Annotated in this window: 21 protein-coding genes and 3 tRNA genes; 10 read left to right on the plus strand and 14 right to left on the minus strand. The window is 71.2% G+C overall.

The window, feature by feature from the left end:
* Window positions 1-15: 15 nt before the first annotated feature.
* The 8 genes from QFZ82_RS17160 to QFZ82_RS17195 form a co-directional block, all read right to left on the minus strand.
* A complete protein-coding gene (locus QFZ82_RS17160) occupies window positions 16-1,140 on the minus strand; it encodes a UDP-N-acetylmuramate dehydrogenase (RefSeq protein WP_307717751.1) in 1,125 nt (374 codons plus the stop codon).
* Between the two features lie 5 nt (window positions 1,141-1,145).
* Entirely contained in the window at window positions 1,146-2,597 is a 1,452-nt protein-coding gene (locus tag QFZ82_RS17165) for an MFS transporter (protein WP_307713995.1), read from the minus strand.
* A gap of 75 nt (window positions 2,598-2,672) precedes the next feature.
* Window positions 2,673-3,233 carry a TetR/AcrR family transcriptional regulator gene (locus QFZ82_RS17170; RefSeq protein WP_307713996.1) on the minus strand — a complete coding sequence of 187 codons (561 nt, stop codon included), beginning with the start codon at window positions 3,231-3,233 and terminating at the stop codon, window positions 2,673-2,675.
* Between the two features lie 99 nt (window positions 3,234-3,332).
* Window positions 3,333-3,761, minus strand: a complete 429-nt coding sequence (locus QFZ82_RS17175) for a MaoC family dehydratase (protein WP_307713997.1) — start codon at window positions 3,759-3,761, stop codon at window positions 3,333-3,335.
* Window positions 3,761-4,213, minus strand: coding sequence for a MaoC family dehydratase N-terminal domain-containing protein (locus tag QFZ82_RS17180; protein ID WP_307713998.1), 453 nt, complete (start codon window positions 4,211-4,213; stop codon window positions 3,761-3,763). The genes QFZ82_RS17175 and QFZ82_RS17180 overlap by 1 nt, the downstream gene beginning before the upstream one ends.
* Window positions 4,214-4,358: 145 nt before the next feature.
* Window positions 4,359-4,523 (minus strand): 50S ribosomal protein L33, encoded by a 165-nt coding sequence (rpmG, locus tag QFZ82_RS17185; RefSeq protein ID WP_003956487.1) that lies wholly within the window; start codon window positions 4,521-4,523, stop codon window positions 4,359-4,361.
* A gap of 88 nt (window positions 4,524-4,611) precedes the next feature.
* A tRNA-Met gene (locus tag QFZ82_RS17190) sits at window positions 4,612-4,684 on the minus strand.
* A 45-nt stretch (window positions 4,685-4,729) separates the two neighbouring features.
* A tRNA-Thr gene (locus QFZ82_RS17195) sits at window positions 4,730-4,802 on the minus strand.
* A 370-nt stretch (window positions 4,803-5,172) separates the two neighbouring features.
* Between QFZ82_RS17195 and QFZ82_RS17200 the strand changes: the two genes are divergently transcribed.
* From QFZ82_RS17200 to QFZ82_RS17225, 6 genes are all read left to right on the plus strand, one after another.
* Window positions 5,173-6,408: an amidohydrolase family protein gene (locus QFZ82_RS17200; protein ID WP_307713999.1), complete on the plus strand. Its 1,236-nt coding sequence runs from the start codon at window positions 5,173-5,175 to the stop codon at window positions 6,406-6,408.
* A 34-nt stretch (window positions 6,409-6,442) separates the two neighbouring features.
* Window positions 6,443-7,099 carry an SDR family oxidoreductase gene (locus QFZ82_RS17205; RefSeq protein WP_307714000.1) on the plus strand — a complete coding sequence of 219 codons (657 nt, stop codon included), beginning with the start codon at window positions 6,443-6,445 and terminating at the stop codon, window positions 7,097-7,099.
* 51 nt (window positions 7,100-7,150) lie between these two features.
* Window positions 7,151-7,660, plus strand: a complete 510-nt coding sequence (locus QFZ82_RS17210; protein WP_307714001.1) for a GyrI-like domain-containing protein — start codon at window positions 7,151-7,153, stop codon at window positions 7,658-7,660.
* Between the two features lie 177 nt (window positions 7,661-7,837).
* Entirely contained in the window at window positions 7,838-8,257 is a 420-nt protein-coding gene (locus tag QFZ82_RS17215) for a helix-turn-helix domain-containing protein (protein WP_307714002.1), read from the plus strand.
* 10 nt (window positions 8,258-8,267) lie between these two features.
* Entirely contained in the window at window positions 8,268-8,684 is a 417-nt protein-coding gene (locus QFZ82_RS17220) for a VOC family protein (RefSeq protein ID WP_307714003.1), read from the plus strand.
* Between the two features lie 284 nt (window positions 8,685-8,968).
* Complete coding sequence (locus QFZ82_RS17225; RefSeq protein WP_307714004.1) at window positions 8,969-11,356, plus strand: excinuclease ABC subunit UvrA; 2,388 nt, start codon at window positions 8,969-8,971, stop codon at window positions 11,354-11,356.
* A gap of 445 nt (window positions 11,357-11,801) precedes the next feature.
* Here the strand turns inward: QFZ82_RS17225 and QFZ82_RS17230 are convergent.
* Window positions 11,802-11,883, minus strand: a tRNA-Tyr gene (locus QFZ82_RS17230).
* Between the two features lie 191 nt (window positions 11,884-12,074).
* Here QFZ82_RS17230 and QFZ82_RS17235 point away from each other — a divergent pair.
* From QFZ82_RS17235 to QFZ82_RS17245, 3 genes are all read left to right on the plus strand, one after another.
* Window positions 12,075-12,563, plus strand: coding sequence for a YajQ family cyclic di-GMP-binding protein (locus QFZ82_RS17235; protein WP_307714005.1), 489 nt, complete (start codon window positions 12,075-12,077; stop codon window positions 12,561-12,563).
* A gap of 230 nt (window positions 12,564-12,793) precedes the next feature.
* Window positions 12,794-13,300: a methylated-DNA--[protein]-cysteine S-methyltransferase gene (locus tag QFZ82_RS17240; RefSeq protein WP_307714006.1), complete on the plus strand. Its 507-nt coding sequence runs from the start codon at window positions 12,794-12,796 to the stop codon at window positions 13,298-13,300.
* Window positions 13,297-13,962 (plus strand): alpha-ketoglutarate-dependent dioxygenase AlkB, encoded by a 666-nt coding sequence (locus QFZ82_RS17245; protein WP_307714007.1) that lies wholly within the window; start codon window positions 13,297-13,299, stop codon window positions 13,960-13,962. The genes QFZ82_RS17240 and QFZ82_RS17245 overlap by 4 nt, the downstream gene beginning before the upstream one ends.
* Before the next feature lie 45 nt (window positions 13,963-14,007).
* Here the strand turns inward: QFZ82_RS17245 and QFZ82_RS17250 are convergent, their stop codons facing one another.
* Window positions 14,008-14,277 carry a GlsB/YeaQ/YmgE family stress response membrane protein gene (locus tag QFZ82_RS17250; protein WP_307714008.1) on the minus strand — a complete coding sequence of 90 codons (270 nt, stop codon included), beginning with the start codon at window positions 14,275-14,277 and terminating at the stop codon, window positions 14,008-14,010.
* Between the two features lie 86 nt (window positions 14,278-14,363).
* On the opposite strand from QFZ82_RS17250, the gene QFZ82_RS17255 reads away from it, so the two are divergent.
* Entirely contained in the window at window positions 14,364-15,608 is a 1,245-nt protein-coding gene (locus QFZ82_RS17255) for an APC family permease (protein ID WP_307714009.1), read from the plus strand.
* Between the two features lie 64 nt (window positions 15,609-15,672).
* Here the strand turns inward: QFZ82_RS17255 and QFZ82_RS17260 are convergent, their stop codons facing one another.
* The 4 genes from QFZ82_RS17260 to QFZ82_RS17275 all read right to left on the minus strand — a co-directional run bounded on the left by QFZ82_RS17260 (window position 15,673) and on the right by QFZ82_RS17275 (window position 20,199).
* Complete coding sequence (locus QFZ82_RS17260) at window positions 15,673-16,065, minus strand: YccF domain-containing protein (RefSeq protein WP_307714010.1); 393 nt, start codon at window positions 16,063-16,065, stop codon at window positions 15,673-15,675.
* On the minus strand, window positions 16,062-16,925 hold the full coding sequence (htpX, locus tag QFZ82_RS17265; protein ID WP_307714011.1) for a zinc metalloprotease HtpX: 864 nt from the start codon (window positions 16,923-16,925) through the stop codon (window positions 16,062-16,064). Before htpX ends, QFZ82_RS17260 begins: the two co-directional genes overlap by 4 nt.
* 149 nt (window positions 16,926-17,074) lie before the next feature.
* Window positions 17,075-18,595 (minus strand): NADH-quinone oxidoreductase subunit N, encoded by a 1,521-nt coding sequence (locus QFZ82_RS17270; protein WP_307717752.1) that lies wholly within the window; start codon window positions 18,593-18,595, stop codon window positions 17,075-17,077.
* Window positions 18,596-18,597: 2 nt separating this feature from the next.
* The gene (locus QFZ82_RS17275; RefSeq protein WP_307714012.1) at window positions 18,598-20,199 is read right to left on the minus strand and encodes a NuoM family protein; all 1,602 of its coding nucleotides are present in this window, start codon (window positions 20,197-20,199) and stop codon (window positions 18,598-18,600) included.
* Window position 20,200 lies beyond the last annotated feature (1 nt).

A 20,200-nucleotide genomic window follows, 5' to 3' on the forward strand; every position in this document is an offset into this window, starting at 1 on the left:
CTCGGGCGACGGGCGTCAGAGGCTGACGCCGACCGTCACCGGCTCGTTGACGAGGGTCACGCCGAAGGCGTCCCGCACCCCGGCCACCACTTCGCGGGCCAGCGCCAGCAGGTCCTCGGTGGTGGCCTCGCCCCGGTTGGTGAGCGCGAGGGCGTGCTTGGTGGAGATCCGGGCCGGGCCGGCGCCGTAGCCCTTGGTGAAGCCCGCCCGGTCGATCAGCCAGGCGGCGGAGGTCTTGGTGCGGCCGTCGCCCGCGGGGTAGGCGGGCGGGGCGACACCGTCGCCGAGCCGGTCGCGCACGCGGCCGAGGAATGTCTCGTACTCGGCCGCGGTGAGGATCGGGTTGGTGAAGAACGACCCGGCCGACCAGGTGTCGTGGTCCTCGGGGTCCAGGACCATGCCCTTGCCGGCGCGCAGCCGCAGCACGGTCTCCCGTGCGTCGGCGGCCGGGACCCGGTCACCGACCTCGACGCCGAGGGCCTTGGCGGTCTCCGCGTACTTCACGGGGGCGGACAGGCCGCCCGCGTCCTCCAGCTCGAACCGCACGCGCAGCACGACATAGCGCTCGGGGTGCTGCTTGAAGCGACTGTGCCGGTAGGAGAAGGCGCACTCCTCGTTCGACAGCGTCACGGTCTCGCCCGTGGTGCGGTCGTAGGCGACGACCTCGGTGATCGTGCCGGAGACCTCCTGGCCGTACGCACCGACGTTCTGGATCGGGGTGGCGCCCGCCGAGCCGGGGATTCCGGCCAGGCACTCGACGCCGGCCAGGCCCGCTTCGACGGTGCGGGCCACCGCGTCGGTCCAGACCTCGCCCGCGGCGAGCTCCAGCCGTGTCCCGTCGAGCGCGAAGCCGCGGGTGGCGATGCGCAGGGCGGTGCCGTCGAAGCCCTTGTCGCCGATGACCAGGTTGCTTCCGCCGCCGATGATCAGCAGCGGGGTGCCGGCGTCGTCCGCCTCGCGGACGGCGGCGATCACCTCGTCGTCGGTGGTGGCCACCACGAGACGCGTCGCGGGGCCGCCGAGGCGGAAGGTGGTCAGGGGGGCGAGGGGGGCGTCGTGAAGTTCCTGCACGGGGACAAGAGTACGGTCCGCGGCCGCGCCGCTCGGGCGGGGCCGCGGACCGGGGCCGTACGGACGGATCGCGGTCAGACGGCGATCCGCTCGGGCTCGGCGGCGGTGCTCCGCACCGGGCCGTCGTCCTCGGGCTCGTCGGGCGTGGTCCGGCCACCCGGGATCATCAGAGCGACCAGGGCGGCGACGGCCACCACGGACGCGCCGATCCACAGCGCGGGCACGGTGCCGTCGGTGAACGCCTCTGCCGACTCGTACCCTCCCTGAGCAGCGAAAACCGCGCCGAGTACGGCGATGCCGAGAGCGCCGCCGACCTCGCGCAGGGCGTTGTTCGCTCCCGAGGCGATGCCCTGTTCCGCGGGCCGGACACTGGACATCACGACGCTGGCGGCGGGGGCGAAGTACAGGGCCATGCCGACGCCGCCGAGAATCAGCGCGGGCAGCTGGGCCGTGTACGACACCCCGGGCTCGATGACCAGGGCGAACAGGCCGAGGCCGACCGCCTGGAGCGCGAGTCCGGCGGCGACGACCGGACGGCCGCCGATCCGGTCGGAGAGGTAGCCGGCGACGGGTGCGACGAGCAGCGGCATCCCGGTCCAGGGCAGCATCCGCAGGCCGGCCTCGGTGGGCGAGTAGCCGGCGACACCCTGCAGGAACTGGCTGAGCAGGAAGATCGAGCCGAACATGCCGAGGAACATGAGCAGGCTCGCGATGTTGATCCCGAAGAAGGCACGGTTGCGGAACAGCCGCATCGGCAGCATCGGCTTCGCGGCGACGTGGCCGTGCCACACGAAGGAGACCAGCAGCACGGCGCCCGCGATCAGGGCGAAAAGGACGCGGGTGCTGGTCCAGCCGTGCGCGTTCCCGTTGACGAGACCGTAGACGACGCCGAAGAGACCGCCGCTGACGAGCAGCGTGCCGGGGACGTCCAGACGGGCGTCGGGGGCGTACGACTCGGCGAGGCGCAGGCGGGCGAGGGGCAGCAGGGCGAGGCCGATCGGCACGTTCAGCCAGAAGATCCACTGCCAGGACATGTGCTCGGTGAGACTGCCGCCGATGAGCGGCCCGCTGGCGACGGCGAGGCCCGTGACGGCGCTGAAGATCCCGAGCGCCGCGCCCCGGCGCGCGGCGGGTACGGCGGCGGTGAGCAGCGTCAGTGTGAGCGGCATCATGATCGCGGCCCCCACGCCCTGGACCGCGCGGGCGGCGACGAGGGCGTCGATCCCCGAGGCGAGCGCCGCAGCGGCGGAGGCGCCGGTGAAGATCGTCAGGCCCGCGACGAAGAGCCTGCGCCGTCCGAAGCGGTCACCGAGGGCCGCTCCCAGCATCAGGAGGACGGCGAAGGTGAGCGTGTACGCGTTCACCGTCCATTCCAGGTCCTCGAGCGCGCCGCCGAGGTCCTCCCGTATGGAGGGGAGCGCGGTGGTGACGACGAGATTGTCGAGGGCCGCCATGAAGCCGGCGACGCTGGTGATCACGAGGGCCCAGGCGGCACTGCCGCGAGGCGTCTGCTGGTTCTGGTTCACTGCTCCCCCAGAGGGTTAGTTATCAATGACTAACTTTAGCGGGCAGAGAAGAGCGCCGGTCGCGCTCGTGCCGGATCACTCTTCGGCGGGACGTGCGGCGAGATAGAAGCCGGACCAGATGCGGTGATCGGCGGGGAAACCCATGGACACCAGGACGTTGATCAGCATCCCGTAGGCCAGGAACGTGGTCGTCTCGTTCACGTCCGCGCCGAGGTGCAGGTGGACCGCGTCCCACAACTCCAGCCACCCCGCCCGCACCTGCTCGCCGAACGCGTGGTCGCCGGCGGCCTCGGCCGCCGCCACCGCGACGTACGTCTGCATCTGCATCAGCAGCTTGTCGGGGTCGTCCGCGATCAGGCGCTGGTAGGCGGCCGCCATCGCACTCAGGGCCTCCTCCCCCGCGAGCCCCTCGGCGGCCTCGTCGAACACCCTGCGCGTGTCGGCCAGGCACCGCGCGGAGGCGGCGAGGAAGATGGCCTGCTTGTTCGGGAAGAGCCGGAACAGGTACGGCTGGGAGACACCGACCCGCTTGGCGATGACCTCGGTCGACGTCCCCTGGTACCCGGCGCGGGCGAACTCGGTGATCGCCGCACGCACGACGCTCTCGCGCCGCTCCTCCGCACTCATCCTGACCATGCGACTAAGTTAGTGACCAATAACTAATTCCGTCAAGCCCCGAGGGAACGCGTAAGGGGCACCCACAGGGAGGGGCGCCCCTTACGGCATGCGCACCGCTCAGGCGAGCTGGACCACGGCGCGGGACATGCCCAGCACCTTCTGCCCGCCACTCGTGGCCGTGAGGTCCACCCGCACCCGCTTGTCGTCCAGGAGTGCGGCGACCTTGCCGGTGACCTCGATGACCGCGCCCTTGTCGTCGTTCGGCACGACGACCGGCTTGGTGAAGCGGACGCCGTACTCGATCACCGCGCCCGGGTCGCCCAGCCAGTCCGTCACGACGCGGGCCGCCTCGGCCATCGTGAACATGCCGTGCGCGATCACGTCCGGCAGGCCGACCTCGACGGCGAACTTCTCGTTCCAGTGGATCGGGTTGAAGTCGCCGGAGGCGCCCGCGTACTGAACGAGCGTGGCACGCGTCACGGGAAAGCTCTGCGCCGGCAGTTCGGTGCCGACCTCGACGTCCGCGTAAGCGATCTTCGCTGCCATCACGCCTCCTCGGCGGCACGCGCCACCAGCTTGGTCCAGGCGGTCACGACGTGCTCGCCCGCCTCGTCGTGCACCTCGCCGCGGATGTCGAGCACGTCGTTGCCCGCGAGGGACTTGATCGACTCGATGGTCGAGGTGACCGTCAGCCGGTCCCCCGCCCGCACCGGGCGCCGGTAGGCGAACTTCTGGTCGCCGTGCACCACCCGGCTGTAGTCCAGGCCGAGCTGCGGGTCCTGCACGACCTCGCCCGCCGCCTTGAACGTGATGGCGAACACAAAGGTCGGCGGAGCGATCACATCAGGGTGACCGAGTGCGACGGCCGCCTCCCGGTCGGTGTACGCGGGATTCGCGTCACCCACCGCCTCGGCGAACTCACGGATCTTCTCCCGGCCCACCTCGTACGGCGCCGTGGGCGGATACGTCCGCCCGACGAACGACTGGTCGAGCGCCATGGACTGGCTCCCTCCTGATTGACCCCCGGTGGGGGCGGATCCCAGAGTGTGCGGACCGGCCCCGAAGCGGGACCTGTCCCGGACTGACGGCGAGAAACGACACGAGGCCGCCCCCAAGGGGGGCGGCCTCGTGTACGAGCCTGATTCAGCGCGTTTCGCGGTGCGCCGTGTGCGAGTTGCAGCGCGGGCAGTGCTTCTTCATCTCAAGACGGTCCGGGTTGTTGCGCCGGTTCTTCTTGGTGATGTAGTTCCGCTCCTTGCACTCCACGCAGGCCAGCGTGATCTTCGGGCGGACGTCGGTGGCAGCCACGTGAGTGCTCCTTGACGGACGGATGGACGGATGAACGCAGAAAAGAGTAGCCGATCGAAGGACCGACCCCACAATCGGCTACTGTGTGTAGCGGTGACCGGACTTGAACCGGTGACACAGCGATTATGAGCCGCTTGCTCTACCGACTGAGCTACACCGCTTTGACACGGAGCCCCCTCACCCGAAGGTGAGGGTTACCGCACCAGAGCCCCAATACGGAATCGAACCGTAGACCTTCTCCTTACCATGGAGACGCTCTGCCGACTGAGCTATTGGGGCGAGCGATGAAGACATTACACGGTCGCCCGCCGATCGCCCAAATCCGTTTCCCGGCCCTCTGTCCGGCCTGTGCCGGGCGGCTCCCTGCGGCCGGCGCTCCCGCCCCAGGCGTCCCCCGGAGCCCCACGTGTCACCCCACGGCCACGGCCCCGTTGTCCGGCTTTCCTCTCGGGCGTCCCCGACGTCCCGTACGCCACATGCGACCCCACCGGTACGACTATTGCGCTCCTCCTCGAAGGCCATGACGAGCCGCCCTAGGCTCGTCTCACGCTGCGTGATCCTCTCCGGTTCCTCCGGCCCTCCGAACCTTCCGGACGGCCGGTTTCCACCGGTCCTACGCCCCGAGCCCGACCGCCCCCACAGGAGCGCGATGCCCGACAGCCAGCCGCCGCCCCCCGGCGGCGCGACCGCGGACTCCGCAGCGCTGCTGCTCTGCGGCGCGCGGCTGACCGACGGCCGCACCGTCGACGTACGGCTCGGCGGCGGCCGTATCGAGGCGGTCGGCACCGCCGGCAGCCTGCCCTCGCTCGCCGCACGGCTCGATCTGACCGGCTTCCTGCTGCTGCCCGCTCCCGCCGAGCCGCACACCCACGGCGACACGGCGCTCAGCGCGGAGACGCCCGGCCCCGTCTCGTACGAGCCCGACGACATCCAACGGCGCGCCACCGAGGCCGCGCTGCTGCAACTGGGACACGGGGCGACCGCGCTGCGCTCCCATGTGCGCATCGGGGACGTGCAGGGGCTCGGCGCCCTGGAGGCGGTGCTCCAGGCCCGGCGGTCGCTGCGCGGCCTCGCCGATCTGACCGCGGTGGCCGTGCCGCGGCTGCTGACGGGAGCCGCGGGCGCCGAAGGGGTGGCGCTCCTGCGCGACGCCATGAAGATGGGCGCCGGCGTGGTCGGCGGCTGCCCGGACGCCGATCCCGACCCCACCGGCTACGCGGAGACGGTCCTGGAGCTCGCCGCCGAGCACGGCTGCCCGGTCGACCTGCACACCCACGGCGACGACCCGGCCCGCCTCGCCCGGCTGGCCGCCATGGCCGGCGGCCTGCGTCCGGGAGTGACGATCGGCCCTTGCGCCGGACTCGCGAGGCTGCCGCGCGACATCGCCGCCCGCGCCGCCGACCAGCTGGCCGCCGCCGGCGTCACGGTGGTCTCCCTGCCGCAGGGCGGTTGCGCGGGCGTCGAACAGCGGGGCAACGCGCCCGTGCGGCTGCTGCGGGCCGCCGGCGTGACGGTCGCCGCGGGCAGCGGCGCCCTGCGCGACGTCATCGCCAACCCGGTGGGCCGGGGGGACCCGCTGGAGGCGGCCTACCTGCTGGCCTCGCAGGCCGGGATGCGGCCGTCGGACGCGTACGACCGCGTGGCCGGCACCGCGCGCGAGGTGATGGGACTGCCCGAGGTGCGGGTCGAGGCGGGTTTCCCCGCGGAGCTGCTCGCCGTGCGCGGGGAACGGATCTCGGGTGTGCTGTCCCTCGCCTACAGCCGGATCGTCATCCACCGCGGGCGCGTCGTGGCACGCACCAGCGCCGTACGCGAGTACTGCGACTCGGCGGCGGCCGTCGCGCTCGAACTGCCGCGCCAGGGGCGGCCGGACGGCTGTCCCTGAGCGCCCGCCCCGTTTCGGACGTACGGTCGTAGACATGCGCATTGTCATCGCTGGTGGACACGGTCAGATCGCGCGCCGACTGGAGCGGCTGCTCTCGGCCGGCGGACACGAGGTCGCGGGCATCATCCGCAAGCGGGAACAGGGCGACGACCTCCGGGAGGCCGGAGCCGAACCGGTGCTGATGGATCTGGAGTCGGCGTCCGTCGAGGAGGTCGCCGCGGTGCTGCACGGCGCCGACGTGGCCGTCTTCGCGGCCGGCGCGGGCCCGGGCAGCGGCGTCGAGCGCAAGGACACGGTGGATCGCGGCGCGGCAGTGCTCTTCGCCGACGCGGCGGAACGGGTGGGCGTACGGCGCTTCATCGTCGTCTCGACCATGGGCGCGGACGCCCGTCACGAGGGCGACGACGTGTTCGACGCCTACCTGCGGGCGAAGGGCGCGGCGGACGACTACGTACGCGGCAAGTCCGGCATCGACTGGACGATCCTGCGGCCCGGCACGCTCACGAACGACGCCGGCAAGGGCCTGGTGCGGCTGGAGGCGGCCACGGGACGCGGTTCGGTGCCGCGCGACGACGTGGCGGCGGTGCTCGCCGAGATGACGGAGACACCGGCAACGGCGGGGCTGACACTGGAACTCGTCTCCGGCTCGATCCCGGTGACGGTGGCCGTGAAGGACGTCGCCGGGAACTGAACGCGCCGCCCCGACCGATGAATTCCCTTCGCCCGCAAGGCACTTGAGGTCATGAGCCAGCAGACACCCCGGATCAGCCCCGCGATCGTCGCACGCGGAGAGCAGCTCTACGCCTACATCCGCGGTTCCGTACGGATGGACGACTTCGCCGTGGTCGCCGACCGCCTGCCCGAACTGATCGGCTGGCTGGACGCCGGCGGAGCGTGTTTCGCGGGCCCGCCGTTCTTCCGTTTCAACACCGTCGCCACGGACGCGGAGTCGGTGGTCGAGGCGGGCATGCCGGTCACGTCGATGCCGGAGCCGGAGGGCGACATCGGCATGGCCCTGCTGCCCGCGGGCCGCTACGCGACGGTCCGCCACCACGGCCACCCCGACCAGCTCCTCGACGTCGTGACGGCGCTGCGCGCGTGGGCGGCGCGGGAAGGCCTGGCCTGGGACATGACGGAGGTCGACGGCGTGGAGCACTGGGCGTGCCGCCTGGAGTCGTACCTGACGGATCCGCGGGTGGAGCCGGACCCGTCGAAGTGGGAGATCGAACTGGCCTTGCGCCTGGCGGACTGACGCGGAGGGCGGCCCGGGCCGGTGGTGTCCCAGAACCCCTGGTCGCGCCGATCGCGCGCTTCAGTGGCCGGTCAGCGCTCCAGGCGGCCGGTCTCGTGCTCGGCGCTCTCGAACGGCCAGGGCTTCGCCAGGCCGGCACACGGCGGACGCTGCGGGGCGCTGTGGGATGGTGGTCGTGTGACGTTGGAAGACCTCGTCCGGCTGCGCCGGGCCCGTGACGCGATGGACCGCGACTACGCGCAGCCGCTCGACGTTCCGGCGCTGGCGCGCGTGGCCCTGATGTCGCCGGGCCATTTCTCGCGCAGCTTCCGCGCCGCCTTCGGGGAGACGCCGTACAGCTACCTGATGACGCGCAGGATCGAGCGGGCCAAGGCCCTGCTGCGGCGCGGCGATCTGTCGGTGACGGAGGTCTGCTTCGAGGTCGGCTGCACCTCGCTGGGGTCGTTCAGCTCGCGCTTCACCGAGCTGGTCGGCGAGAGCCCGAGCGCGTACCGGGCCCGCAGCCATGACGAGGGCGCCGCCGTCCCGGCCTGCGTCGCCAAGATCCACACGCGACCGGTCAGGAATGGAGAAGCGAAAGCCGCACGCCGCCCGTAGCGTGAAACGCATGGACATCAAGCTTTCGCAGTGCTTCGTCGCCGTCGACGACCACGACAAGGCGCTCGCCTTCTACCGGGACGTTCTCGGCCTGGAGGTGCGCAACGACGTCGGGTTCGAGGGTATGCGCTGGGTGACCGTCGGCTCGCCGTCGCAGCCCGATGTGGACATCGTCCTCGAACCGCCCCTCGCCGACCCGAACGCCTCGCCCGCCGACAGGCAGGCCATGGCGGAACTGCTGGCGAAGGGCCTGCTGCGCGGTGTCATCTTCCGGACCGACGACTGCGACGCCACCTTCGAGCGCATCCGCGCCGCGGGCGGCGAGGTGCTGCAGGAGCCGGTCGACCAGCCGTACGGCGTCCGCGACTGCGCCTTCCGCGATCCCTCCGGCAACATGCTGCGCTTCAGCCAGCCTCGCAAGAACTGAGTTCGGTCCCGCGAACCGGCGTTACCCTGCCGACGAACCCCGCCCCGCACGAGGCTTGGCGCGAGGTGAACGAGATGTCCCCCGCGAACTGACCCGTGCCGGACGCTTGTTGGTCCGGCGCGTGCCCACCGCTGGTTGGTCCGACGCCTCGGGGCAACGCGCCGCGTGGCCGGAGCCCAGAGCCGCCACAGGCCGAAGCGGCATGGACCCCCTGGTTGCTGCGACGCCGAGTGCGACGCCGACGGAGGCCGCGAAGGCGGCCCCGCCTAGTAGATGGAGACAGGATGAGCCGGGCCACGACGGACACGCAGTCGACTGCGCTGCCCGTTGCCGACAGCCACGATCTGATCCGCGTGCACGGCGCACGCGAGAACAACCTCAAGGACGTCAGCATCGAGATCCCGAAGCGCCGGCTGACGGTGTTCACCGGGGTCTCCGGCTCGGGCAAGAGCTCGCTGGTGTTCGACACGATCGCCGCGGAGTCGCAGCGGCTGATCAACGAGACCTACAGCGCCTTCGTCCAGGGCTTCATGCCGACGCTGGCGCGGCCCGAGGTCGACGTCCTCGACGGGCTGACGACGGCGATCAGCGTCGACCAGCAGCGGATGGGCGGCGACCCCCGCTCCACGGTCGGCACCGCCACCGACGCCAACGCGATGCTGCGCATCCTCTTCAGCCGGCTCGGCACGCCGCACATCGGCCCGCCCAGCGCGTACTCCTTCAACACCGCCTCGGTCCGTGCGAGTGGTGCGATCACGGTCGAGCGCGGCGCCAAGAAGGCGGTGAAGGCGACCTTCTCCCGCACCGGCGGCATGTGCAGCCGCTGCGAGGGCCGGGGGACGGTCTCCGACATCGACCTGAGCCAGCTCTACGACGACTCCAAGTCCCTCTCCGAGGGCGCGTTCACCATTCCCGGCTGGAAGTCGGACAGCTTCTGGACCGTGCGGGTCTACGCCGAGTCGGGTTTCCTCGACCCGAACAAGCCGATCCGCGAGTTCACCGAGAAGGAGATGCAGGACTTCCTCTACCGGGAGCCGACCAAGGTGAAGGTCGAGGGGGTGAACCTCAGCTACGAGGGCCTGATCCCCAAGATCCAGAAGTCGTTCCTGTCCAAGGACAAGGAGGCGATGCAGCCGCACATCCGGGCGTTCGTGGAGCGGGCGGTCACCTTCACGACCTGCCCCGAGTGCGACGGGACCCGGCTCAGCGAGGGCGCCCGGTCGTCGAAGATCGAGGGGATCAGCATCGCCGACGCCTGCGCGATGGAGATCAGGGACCTGGCCGCATGGGTCCGCGGCCTCGACGAGCCGTCGGTGGCGCCGCTGCTCACCGCGCTGCAGCAGACCCTCGACTCGTTCGTGGAGATCGGCCTCGGCTACCTCGCGCTGGACCGGCCGTCGGGCACGCTGTCGGGCGGTGAGGCGCAGCGCGTCAAGATGATCCGTCATCTCGGTTCCTCGCTCACCGATGTCACCTATGTCTTCGACGAGCCGACCACGGGCCTGCATCCCCATGACATCAGCCGGATGAACGACCTGCTGCTGCGGCTGCGGGACAAGGGCAACACGGTGCTCGTCGTCGAGCACAAGCCGCAGACGATCGCGATCGCCGATCACGTCGTCGACCTCGGCCCCGGTGCCGGTACGGCGGGCGGCACCGTCTGCTTCGAGGGCACCGTGGAGGGACTGCGGGCCAGTGACACCGTCACCGGCCGCCATCTCGACGACCGGGCCGCCCTCAAGAAGACGGTGCGCGAGCCCACCGGGGTGCTGGAGATCCGCGGCGCGACGGCGCACAACCTGCGCGACGTCGACGTAGACATCCCGCTCGGCGTGCTGACCGTCGTGACCGGCGTCGCCGGCTCCGGCAAGAGTTCGCTCGTGCACGGGTCGGTCCCCGCGGGCGCGGGTGTGGTGTCGGTCGACCAGGGCCCGATCCGCGGCTCCAGGCGCAGCAACCCGGCCACCTACACCGGGCTGCTCGACCCGATCCGCAAGGCGTTCGCGAAGGCCAACGGCGTGAAGCCTGCGCTGTTCAGCGCCAACTCCGAGGGCGCCTGCCCCACCTGCAACGGCGCCGGCGTGATCTACACCGACCTGGCGATGATGGCCGGTGTCGCCACGCCCTGCGAGGAGTGCGAGGGGAAGCGGTTCCAGGCCGAGGTACTGGAGTACACCTTCGGCGGCAAGGACATCAGCGAGGTGCTCGCGATGTCGGTGACCGAGGCCGAGGAGTTCTTCGGCTCCGGCGAGGCGCACACGCCGGCCGCGCACCGCGTCCTCGACCGGCTCGCCGACGTCGGGCTCGGCTACCTCAGCCTGGGCCAGCCGCTCACCACGCTCTCCGGCGGCGAGCGGCAGCGGCTCAAGTTGGCGACCCACATGGCCGAGAAGGGCGGCGTGTACGTCCTCGACGAGCCGACCACGGGCCTGCACCTCGCCGACGTCGAGCAGTTGCTCGGCCTGCTCGACCGGCTCGTCGACTCCGGCAAGTCGGTCATCGTCGTCGAGCACCACCCGGCGGTCATGGCGCACGCCGACTGGATCATCGACCTCGGCCCCGGCGCGGGCCACGACGGCGGCCAGATCGTCTTCGAGGGCACCCCCGCCGAGCTCGTCGCCGCCCGCTCCACCCTCACCGGCGAACACCTCGCGGACTACGTCGGCAGCTGAGCGGGGCCCTCAGGGACACCGTGAGCCGTCGCACCGGATTCCGGCGGCACGTCGCCGCGAACGGCACAGCCGAGGACGGCCCTCCGCACCGCCCGAGGGGGCAGCGTCGGCCGGCCGCTCCGCGGCGGTGGTCCGGGGGGTACGCCAAGTCCCTGAAGGACGACGCCGTGTACGCCGAGCCCCTGAGGGACGACGCCGAAGGCCTCCACCGGCCCCGAGCAGCACCCACGTCCACGGCCCGGTCGGGCCGTGGACGTGGACGTGGACGTGGTGCTGGGGACGTAGCCGCCGGTGGAGGCCGGCAGTCCCGTCCACGTCCCGGTCGGACCCGCTGGTGGAGAGCGGGCTCGAGCGAGACAGGGCCCACCGGCCCGGCCCCGTCGCCCCGCACAGCAAAATGGCCCCTGATCCGCGTTTCCGCAGATCAGGGGCCGTATCTATCGCGTGGCGGCGCCAGGATTCGAACCTGGGTAGGCTAAGCCGACGGATTTACAGTCCGCTCCCATTGGCCACTCGGGCACACCGCCATGGGATGTCGCCCGGACACTCCGCAGTGGGGCGGTGCTCCGTGGCAACGACGTAAACGATACCTGATGCACAGGGGTGCTTCGCCACCGGATTGATCAGCGCTCGGGGCGGGTGCGGGTGGCTAGGCTTGGCGGAGCGGTCCGGGCGGTCCGGACACGCTCCACGCACCCGATTCAAGGAGCCACAGGACATGGCCGACTCCAGTTTCGACATCGTCTCGAAGGTCGAGCGGCAGGAGGTCGACAACGCCCTCAACCAGGCCGCCAAGGAGATCTCGCAGCGCTACGACTTCAAGAACGTCGGCGCCTCGATCGCCTGGTCCGGCGAGAAGATCCTGATGCAGGCGAACTCCGAGGACCGCGTCAACGCGATCCTGGACGTCTTCCAGACGAAGCTGGTCAAGCGGGGGATCTCGCTGAAGGCGCTGGAGGCGGGCGAGCCGCAGCTCTCCGGCAAGGAGTACAAGATCTTCGCCTCGATCGAGGAGGGCATCTCCCAGGAGAACGCCAAGAAGGTCGCGAAGATCATCCGCGACGAGGGTCCGAAGGGCGTCAAGGCGCAGGTCCAGGGCGACGAGCTGCGCGTCAGCTCCAAGAGCCGGGACGACCTCCAGGCCGTGCAGGCGCTGCTCAAGGGGCAGGACTTCGACTTCGCGCTGCAGTTCGTGAACTACCGGTGAGGTAGGACGCCCACCCGGGACGTACGGGGGCGGAGCGGCTCGGGCCGTTCCGCCCCCGCTCTGTCGGGGAGCGCGTAAGGCCGGTGCCGCGCCGTGAGGGGCCACGTCCGATTTCCGCCAGCGCCGGGTACGTCCGGGACGCAGACTCGTAGACGAGCGGGCATGGACGCCCCCGAGGGGCGTCCGGCGAAGCCACCCGCAACGAGATCCCGCAAGGAGGGACGCGCGTCATGACCACCCTGTACGACGTCGTCGACAGCCCGCTGGGCGAACTGCTGCTGGTCGGCGAGGTCTCGGCCTCGGCGAAGGGCGGCACCGCGCTCGCGTCGCTCTCGCTGCCCGGGCAGAAGGGCGGCGCCGTCGTCCAGGACGGCTGGTGCCGCGACCGGGCGGCCTTCGAGGAGATCGGCCGCCAGCTGTCCGCGTACTTCGCGGGCCGGCTGACCCGCTTCGAGATCGAGTACACCGACAGCGGGACCGCCTTCCAGCGGCGGGTGTGGCGCGCGCTGGAGGACGTCCCGTACGGACGGACCACGACCTACAAGGAGATCGCCGAACGGGTCGGCACCTCGGCGGTCGGTGTGCGCGCTGTCGGGACGGCGATCGGGCGCAATCCGCTCCTCGTCGTCCGGCCGTGCCATCGCGTGATCGGCGCGGACGGCGCGCTGCGGGGGTACGCAGGCGGGCTCGAGTCCAAGGAGCGACTCCTCGGGCTGGAGGGCGCGCTCGCGTCGTGAACGACACGCTCTTCCCGAGGGAGCGGGCCGTCATCGCCCCCGGCGCGGTCCATGTGCCCGGCTGGCTGCCGCGCGACCGGCAGCGGGAACTCGTCGAGGCATGCCGGTCCTGGGCCCGCGGCCCGGTGCCGCTGCGGCACACCGCGCTCCCGGGCGGAGGCGTGATGTCGGTGCAGACGGTGTGCGTGGGCTGGCACTGGCAGCCGTACCGCTACTCCCGCACCGCGGACGACGTGAACGGCGAACGCGTCGCCGCGTTCCCGCGGTGGCTGGTCGACCTGGGCCGCGAGGCGCTGGCCGAGGCGTACGGGGACGACCGGACGTACGGCGACGCCTCGGCGTACACCCCCGACACGGCGCTGATCAACTTCTACGACGGCGCGGCGCGGATGGGCATGCACCAGGACAAGGAGGAGCGCTCCGGCGCTCCCGTGGTGTCGCTGAGCATCGGCGACACCTGCCTGTTCCGCTTCGGGAACACGGAGAACCGGGGGCGGCCCTACACGGATGTGGAGCTGCTGTCCGGGGACTTGTTCGTCTTCGGCGGCCCCTCCCGTTTCGCGTACCACGGTGTGCCGAAGGTCTCCGCGGGCACCGCCGATCCGGCGGCCGGGGTGGCCGGCGGGCGGCTGAACATCACCCTGCGGGAGACGGGCCTGTAGCCGGGCGGAACTCGCGGGCTCCCGGCAGACGCACGGGGCAGGAAGTCAGCGCGAACGGGAGTGGCCGAACAGGATCCGGTAGATGATCAGCAGCACGAGCGATCCGCCGACGGCCGCGGCCCAGGTCGCGCCGTCGTAGAACTCGTTGGCTATCGGCCGGTCCAGATAGCGGGCCGACAGCCATCCTCCGGTGAACGCGCCCGCGATGCCGGTGAGCGTGGTGCCGATCAGCCCGCCCGGGTCCCGGCCGGGCAGCAGGATCTTGGCTATCGCCCCCGCGAGCAGCCCGAGGACGATCCAGCTGATGACGCTCATGCCATGAACCTGCCTTTCGAATGGTGTCGTGTCCGGGGACGACGGTGAGACGGGGCGCGGTTGCGCGGATCAGTAGGGTGCGACGCATGACACGGGAGTTGAAGCGCTCGCTCGGGGTGTTCGACGCGGTGGTGATCGGTCTGGGATCGATGATCGGCGCGGGCGTTTTCGCGGCGCTGGCCCCCGCCGCGCGCGCGGCCGGTACGGGACTGCTGATCGGTCTGGCGCTGGCCGCCGCGGTCGCCTACTGCAACGCCATGTCGTCGGCCCGGCTCGCCGCCCTGTACCCGGCGTCGGGCGGCACCTACGTGTACGGCCGGGAGCGGCTGGGCGATTTCTGGGGCTACTTGGCGGGATGGGCGTTCGTCGTCGGCAAGAGCGCCTCGTGCGCAGCGATGGCACTCACCGTCGGGGCGTACGCGTGGCCGGAGCAGGCGCATGCCGTCGCGGTCGCCGCGGTGGTGGCGCTGACTGCCGTGAACTACGCGGGTGTTCAGAAGTCGGCGCTGCTCACCAGGGCGATCGTGGCGGTGGTGCTCGCTGTGCTCGTCGCGGTGGTCGTCTCCTCTCTGGGGTCGAGCGCTGCGGACGTGGGTCGGCTGGAAATCGGCGGCGACGTCTCGGTCGGCGGAGTGGTGGAGGCCGCCGGCCTGTTGTTCTTCGCCTTCGCGGGGTACGCCCGGATCGCGACGCTGGGCGAGGAGGTGCGTGATCCGGCCCGTACGATCCCCCGGGCCGTGCCGCTGGCCCTCGGCATCGCGCTCGTCGTCTACGTGTGTGTGGCCGTCGCCGTCCTTTCCGTGCTGGGCGCCGGTGAGTTGGGCAGGGCGACGGCTCCGCTGGCCGATGCCGTGGAGGCGGCGGGGGCCGGCGGGCTCGGGCCCGTCGTGCGGGCGGGCGCCGTCGTGGCGGCGCTCGGGTCGTTGCTCGCGCTGATTCTCGGCGTCTCGCGCACGACGCTGGCGATGGCCCGGGACGGCCATCTGCCGGGAGCACTGGCCGCCGTCCATCCACGGTTCCAGGTGCCGCACCGCGCGGAGTTGGCCGTGGGGACCGTCGTCGCGGTGGTGGCGGCGACGGTGGACCTGCGCGGGGCGATCGGCTTCTCGTCGTTCGGAGTGCTGGTGTACTACGCCATTGCCAACGTCTCGGTCTGGACGCTGAGTTCCCGGCGGGCGCAATTGACCGCCGCCTGCGGTCTGGCGGGGTGCGTGGTCCTCGCGCTGTCGCTGCCCGCGGTGTCGGCCATCGCGGGGCTGGGCGTGCTGGCCGTCGGCGCCGTGCTCTACGCGCTGCGCCGGCCCGGGCGGGACGGGTCGGCCGACCGCTGAGCGCCGCACACGACCGCCCGCGGGGGGCGGTCGGCGACTCGGCACCGACTGCAGCGGACGAGGCTCAGAGGCTCGCGAAGGGGCGGTCCGAGGGGACGATCTCGCGGCCGAGCGGCATCAGCGACACCGGGATCAGCTTGAAGTTGGCCACGCCGAACGGGATGCCGATGATCGTCAGGCACAGTGCGATGCCTGTGACGATGTGGCCGAGCGCGAGCCACCAACCGGCCAGGATCACCCACAGCACATTGCCGACGAGCGACGGCGCCCCGGAGTCGCGGCGGTCGACGGTCGTGTAGCCGAAGGGCCAGAGGGCGTAGACGCCGATACGGAACGACGCGAGGCCGAACGGGATGCCGATGATCGTGATGCAGAGGATGACGCCCGCGGCCAGGTATCCGAGGAAGAGCCAGAAGCCGCTGAGGATCAGCCAAATGACGTTCAGAATGGTTTTCACGGGCGATGACCTGCCATCTGCTCGAGGCGGGCGATTCGTTCCGCCATGGGCGGGTGGGTGGAGAACATCTTGGAGAAGCCCCGGCCCGGTCCGAAGGGGTTCGCGATCATCATGTGGCTCGCCGTCTCCAGGCGGGGCTCCGGCGGCAGCGGAAGCTGCTTCGTCCCGGCGTCGAGCTTGCGCAGGGCGCTCGCCAGCGCCAGCGGGTCGCCGGTGAGCTGGGCGCCCGACGTGTCCGCCTCGTACTCCCGCGAGCGGCTGACCGCGAGCCGGATCACCGAGGCCGCCAGCGGACCGAGGATCACGATCAGCAGCATGCCGACGAGGCCGGGGCCGTCGTCGTCGTCCGAGCGGCCGATGGGGATGAGCCAGGCGAAGTTGACCAGGAACATCACGACCGAGGCCAGGGCTCCGGCGACGGACGAGATGAGGATGTCGCGGTTGTAGACGTGGCTGAGCTCGTGGCCGATGACGCCGCGCAGCTCGCGCTCGTCGAGGATCCGCATGATCCCCTCGGTGCAGCACACGGCCGCGTTGCGCGGGTTGCGGCCGGTGGCGAAGGCGTTGGGCGCCTGGGTCGGCGAGATGTACAGGCGGGGCATGGGCTGGCGGGCGGCGGTGGAGAGCTCGCGGACGATCCGGTACAGCGCGGGCGCCTCGAACTCGCTGACCGGACGGGCGCGCATGGCGCGCAGCGCCAGCTTGTCGCTGTTCCAGTAGGCGTAGGCGTTCGTACCGAGGGCGACGACGAGCGCGACGAGCAGCCCCGTCCGGCCGAAGAAGCTGCCGATGACGAGGATGAGGGCGGACAGTCCCCCGAGGAGTACGGCGGTCTTCAGCCCGTTGTGCCGGCGGTGCACGGTACGCCCTCCAAGCGGTGCGGCAGGGGAACCCTTTGCGTAGTGGTGCTCCACTGACCAGTGGACCCTTCTGTACTGGTCAACGCCAGGCGAAGGACGCTGGTTCCCCTGTGCTCCCGGCCCCTGGGCGTGGGCCGTTCGGGTGACGGTCAGAACAGCGTGTCCGCGGCGAAGCGCAGCACCAGCTGGGGATAGCCGGAGAGCACGACACCGCCGACCGCGGTCAGCGCGATGGCCACGGTGACGGGCGCGGGCGTGCGCCGGCGCACCGGCTCGGCCTCCGCGCCGCTCACAGCGCCATGGGGGGCGCGGAAGAGGAGCGCTGTCCACTGGAGGTAGTAGTAGAGCGCGATCACGACATTGACGCCCATGACGACCGCCAGCCAGCCCAGGCCCGCGTCGACGGCCGACGAGAACACGGTGACCTTGGCGAACAGGCCGATGATGCCCGGCGGCAGGCCGGCCAGGCAGAGCAGGAAGAAGCCCATCGCCAGGGCGGCCGCGGGGCGGGCCGCGTACAGGCCCCGGTAGTCCTCGATCCGGTTCTGCGGGTGGTTCCGGGCGACGAGCGCGGCGACCGCGAAGGCCCCGAGGTTCACGACGGCGTACATCAGGGCGTAGGCGACGGTGGCGCCGATCTGGTCGTCGCTGGAGTACGCGGCGGCGGCGATCGGCACCAGGAGGTAACCGGCCTGCCCGACGGAGGACCAGGCCAGCAGTCGTACCGCGCTCCACGCGCGCGTGGGCGACTGGCGCAGGGCCGCCACGTTGCCCGCGGTCATGGTGAGGGCGGCCAGGACGGCGAGCGCGGGACCCCAGATGTCGGCGTACGCGGGGAAGGCGATGACCGTCACCAGGATGAGGCCGGTGAATCCGACGGCCTTGCCGACGACGGAGAGATAACCGGCGACCGGGAGGGGCGCGCCCACATAGGTGTCGGGGACCCAGAAGTGGAAGGGAACGGCTGCGGTCTTGAACGCGAAGCCGACGAGCGTCAGGGCGACGCCCGCCTTGGCGAGCGTGTCCAGCTGGCCGGGAACGTTCTCGAGGCCGGCGGCGACCTGGGTGAGGTGCAGCGTGCCGGTCGCGGCGTAGACGAAGCTGACGCCGAGCAACGTCACGGCCGTCGCGGTGACGGAGGACAGGAAGAACTTCAGGGCGGCTTCGCTGGAGAGCCGGTCGCCGCGCCTGAGTCCCACGAGGGCGAAGGCGGGCAGCGACGCGACTTCGAGGGCGACCACGAGTGTGGCGAGGTCGCGGGAGGCGGGCAGCAGCGCCGCGCCGGCCGCCGAGGAGAGCAGCAGGAACCAGAACTCTCCGGCGGGAAGGTCCTTGCGGGTGTCCGTGAGCGAGAGCACCGCGGTCAGCAGCGCGCCGCCGAGGACCAGGAACTGGATGGCCAGGGTGAAGTGGTCGGCGGTGTAGCTGCACGCCTCGGTGCCGTCGGTCAGGCAGAACGTCGAGCGGTCGCCCTTGCGCAGCGGGAGCAGGCTCGCCATCGCGGCGATCAGGCCCGCGATGGCGACGGCGCCGAGCAGCGGCTTGCGACGCTCCTCGACGAAGAGGTCCGCGACGAGGACGACCAGTCCGACGACGGCCGTGATGGTCGGCGGCGCGATCGTGAGCCAGTCGACCGACTGGACCAGGCTGGGGACGCTGTCGGCTGCCATGGTCACGACTTGCCTCCTGCGAGGAGCTGCTGCACTGCCGGGTCGGTGAGGCCGAGGAGGACCGCGGGCCACAGTCCGGCGATGACGGTGAGGGCCACGAGCGGAGTCCAGGCGGCGAACTCGTATCCGCGGACGTCGGTGAGCGGGGCGAACGCCCGGCCGTCCGCCGCGCCCGTGCCGCCCTGGGGCGGGGCTCCCATGCAGACCCGGCGCACGACGACCAGCAGGTACGCCGCGGTCAGCAGCGTGCCGAAGGCGGCGATCGCCATGAAGACGAGGAACGCGGGGCGGCTGAGCCCGTCCCCCGGGTCGAAGGCCCCGAACAGGGCGAGCATCTCTCCCCAGAACCCGGCCAGGCCCGGCAGTCCGAGGGACGCGACGGCCGCGAAGGCGAGCAGACCGCCGAGGCGGGGAGCGCGTCCGTACAGCGCGGCACCGGTTGCTCCGGCGAGGGTGTCGAGATCCGCGGTGCCGTAGCGGTCCTTCACCGCGCCGACCAGGAAGAACAGGAGGCCGGTGATGAGGCCGTGGGCGATGTTGGCGAAGAGCGCGCCGTTGATGCCGGTGGGCGTCATGCTCGCGATGCCGAGGAGGACGAAGCCCATGTGGCCCACGGAGGAGTAGGCGATGAGCCGCTTCAGGTCGCCGCCCGCGCCCTTGCGCGCCAGAGCGAGACAGGCGAGCGATCCGTAGATGATGCCGACGACGGCGAAGGCCGCGAGGTACGGGGCGAACGTCTGCATGCCGTCGGGCGTGATCGGCAGGACGATGCGGACGAATCCGTACGTACCCATCTTGAGCAGGACACCGGCGAGCAGAACCGAGCCGATGGTCGGGGCCGCGGTGTGCGCGTCCGGCAGCCAGCTGTGCAGAGGCCACATCGGTGTCTTGACCGCGAGCCCGATCCCGATCGCCAGAACAGCGATGACCTGCACGGATGTGGTGAGGTCGCGGCCGTTGTCAGTGGCGAGTGCCACCATGTCGAATGTGCCGGCCTTCAGCCCGATGAGCAGGAGGCCGAGCAGCATGACGACCGAGCCGAGCAGTGTGTAGAGGATGAACTTCCAGGCGGCGGGCTGCCGTCCTTCACCGCCCCAGCGGGCGATGAGGAAGTACATCGGGATGAGCACCATCTCGAAGGCCAGGAAGAACAGCACCAGGTCGAGGACCGCGAAGGTCGCGAGAGTGCCGGATGCGAGGACGAGCAGCAGAGCGACGAATGCCTTCGGCGAGGGGCCGGCAGGCATCTTGAAGTAGCCGTGGAGCGCGCAGAGGAAGGTCAGCAACGCCGTCATCACGAGAAGGGGGAGCGAAATGCCGTCGACACCGAGGTGGATCCGCACGTCGAGTGCCGGGATCCAGCTGATGTCCGTCGTGGCCTGCATCCGCGACGGCCGGTCGTGGTCGAAGCCGAGCGCCAGCACCACGGCGGCGGCCAGGACCGCGCCGGTGACGGTCACGCCGTGCCGCAGGACCGCCTGGTCCGGGCTCGAGCCGCGCAGGCCGGGCGGGGCGGGCAGGAGCGCCGCGGCGGCACCCAGGAGCGGGCCGACGACGATGAACGCGAGAAGGAACTGCATCACGGACTCGCTGATATCGATCACG

Source organism: Streptomyces sp. V4I23 (assembly GCF_030817975.1).
Taxonomy (GTDB): domain Bacteria; phylum Actinomycetota; class Actinomycetes; order Streptomycetales; family Streptomycetaceae; genus Streptomyces.